Source organism: Candidatus Enterococcus wittei (assembly GCF_002140175.1).
GTDB lineage: Bacteria > Bacillota > Bacilli > Lactobacillales > Enterococcaceae > Enterococcus_B > Enterococcus_B wittei.
This window is the reverse complement of the sequence record NZ_NGMO01000001.1, coordinates 593,075-594,890: the sequence shown is the minus strand read 5'-3', so window position 1 is coordinate 594,890 and position 1,816 is coordinate 593,075. Positions and strand designations below refer to the sequence as shown.

15 tRNA genes, 1 rRNA gene and 1 other annotated feature are annotated in these 1,816 nt (G+C 49.0%); all 16 genes read left to right on the top strand.

Annotated features, from left to right (window positions below):
• Positions 1-82 precede the first annotated feature (82 nt).
• Positions 83-182 (top strand) — a sequence feature (23S ribosomal RNA rRNA prediction is too short).
• 105 nt (positions 183-287) lie between these two features.
• Positions 288-403 (top strand): 5S ribosomal RNA (gene rrf, locus A5844_RS02255).
• 9 nt (positions 404-412) lie between these two features.
• Positions 413-486, top strand: a tRNA-Asn gene (locus A5844_RS02250).
• A gap of 40 nt (positions 487-526) precedes the next feature.
• A tRNA-Ser gene (locus A5844_RS02245) sits at positions 527-615 on the top strand.
• A 15-nt stretch (positions 616-630) separates the two neighbouring features.
• A tRNA-Glu gene (locus tag A5844_RS02240) sits at positions 631-702 on the top strand.
• A gap of 15 nt (positions 703-717) precedes the next feature.
• A tRNA-Val gene (locus A5844_RS02235) sits at positions 718-790 on the top strand.
• Positions 791-799: 9 nt separating this feature from the next.
• Positions 800-872 (top strand) — tRNA-Asp (locus A5844_RS02230).
• Positions 873-909: 37 nt separating this feature from the next.
• Positions 910-985: transfer RNA gene (locus A5844_RS02225), tRNA-Phe, on the top strand.
• 1 nt (position 986) lies between these two features.
• Positions 987-1,067 (top strand) — tRNA-Tyr (locus A5844_RS02220).
• Positions 1,068-1,073: 6 nt separating this feature from the next.
• Positions 1,074-1,147 (top strand) — tRNA-Trp (locus A5844_RS02215).
• Positions 1,148-1,149: 2 nt separating this feature from the next.
• Positions 1,150-1,222 (top strand) — tRNA-His (locus A5844_RS02210).
• An 8-nt stretch (positions 1,223-1,230) separates the two neighbouring features.
• Positions 1,231-1,302, top strand: a tRNA-Gln gene (locus A5844_RS02205).
• Between the two features lie 35 nt (positions 1,303-1,337).
• Positions 1,338-1,408: transfer RNA gene (locus A5844_RS02200), tRNA-Cys, on the top strand.
• 17 nt (positions 1,409-1,425) lie between these two features.
• Positions 1,426-1,510 (top strand) — tRNA-Leu (locus A5844_RS02195).
• Between the two features lie 61 nt (positions 1,511-1,571).
• A tRNA-His gene (locus tag A5844_RS02190) sits at positions 1,572-1,644 on the top strand.
• A 7-nt stretch (positions 1,645-1,651) separates the two neighbouring features.
• A tRNA-Gln gene (locus A5844_RS02185) sits at positions 1,652-1,723 on the top strand.
• Between the two features lie 7 nt (positions 1,724-1,730).
• A tRNA-Leu gene (locus A5844_RS02180) sits at positions 1,731-1,815 on the top strand.
• Position 1,816: the final 1 nt, after the last annotated feature.

Below are 1,816 nucleotides of genomic sequence, written 5' to 3'. Positions count from 1 at the left end.
GGGCATTGCTGGGTAGCTATGTAGGGAAGGGATAAACGCTGAAAGCATCTAAGTGTGAAGCCCACCTCAAGATGAGATTTCCCATTTCTTTAAGAAAGTAAGATCCCTGAGAGATGATCAGGTAGATAGGTCAGGAGTGGAAGTACAGTGATGTATGGAGCGGACTGATACTAATCGATCGAGGACTTAACCAAAATAAAATGAAAAAACTCGGTAGAGTTTCTTACATGAACTTCAAATCCAGTTTTGAGTGAACAAGATTTACTCAAATATAGATAACACCACAGTGTGGTGGCGATAGCAAGAAGGATACACCTGTAACCATGCCGAACACAGAAGTTAAGCTTCTTAGCGCCGATTGTAGTGAGGGGTTGCCCCTTGTGAGAGTAGGACGTCGCCACGCTGGTGTTATTCCGGCATAGCTCAGTTGGTAGTAGCGCATGACTGTTAATCATGATGTCGTAGGTTCGAGTCCTACTGCCGGAGTTCTCATTTATGAGAAAGAGTAATGAGCTTCTTTCACTCTGGAGAGTTGTCCGAGAGGCCGAAGGAGCATGATTGGAAATCATGTAGATGGTGTAAACTGTCTCAAGGGTTCGAATCCCTTACTCTCCGTAATGAAATTTTTCTGGCCCGTTGGTCAAGCGGTTAAGACACCGCCCTTTCACGGCGGTAACACGGGTTCGAATCCCGTACGGGTCATTAGTTGAATAAATAGGAGGTTTAGCTCAGCTGGGAGAGCATCTGCCTTACAAGCAGAGGGTCAGCGGTTCGATCCCGTTAACCTCCATAATGATTTGGTTCCGTGGTGTAGGGGTTAACATGCCTGCCTGTCACGCAGGAGATCGCGGGTTCGATTCCCGTCGGAACCGTCATTTATATTCAATTAATTGATAGATACATTTTATTGGCGCGGTAGCTCAGTTGGTAGAGCAACGGATTGAAGCTCCGTGTGTCGGCAGTTCGATTCTGTCCCGCGCCACCATGGAGGAGTAGCGAAGTGGCTAAACGCGACGGACTGTAAATCCGTTCCTTAGGGTTCAGTGGTTCGAATCCACTCTCCTCCATTTTATAGGGGCATAGTTTAAAGGTAGAACAGCGGTCTCCAAAACCGTTAGTGTGGGTTCAATTCCTGCTGCCCCTGCCATGGCGGATGTGGCGAAGTGGTTAACGCACCGGATTGTGGCTCCGGCATTCGTGGGTTCGATTCCCATCATTCGCCTTTTTTATTGGGGTATAGCCAAGCGGTAAGGCAAGGGACTTTGACTCCCTCATGCGTTGGTTCGAATCCAGCTACCCCAGTTCTATAAATAATTTATAGATAATAATTGTACAATGGCGGTATAGCCAAGTGGTAAGGCAGAGGTCTGCAAAACCTTCATCACCGGTTCAAATCCGGTTACCGCCTTAGTACTCATTCAACATGCCGGCGTGGCGGAATTGGCAGACGCGCTGGACTCAAAATCCAGTGCCCGTTAAGGGCGTGCCGGTTCGACCCCGGCCGCCGGTATTGACTAAGATGTTCACGTCTTAGTTTTTTATTGGTAAATTAAATAACAAGTATTATAGTGGCGGGTGTGGCGAAGTGGTTAACGCACCGGATTGTGGCTCCGGCATTCGTGGGTTCGATTCCCACCATTCGCCTTTTTATTGGGGTATAGCCAAGCGGTAAGGCAAGGGACTTTGACTCCCTCATGCGTTGGTTCGAATCCAGCTACCCCAGTTTTTTTGCCGGCGTGGCGGAATTGGCAGACGCGCTGGACTCAAAATCCAGTGCCCGTTAAGGGCGTGCCGGTTCGACCCCGGCCGCCGGTAT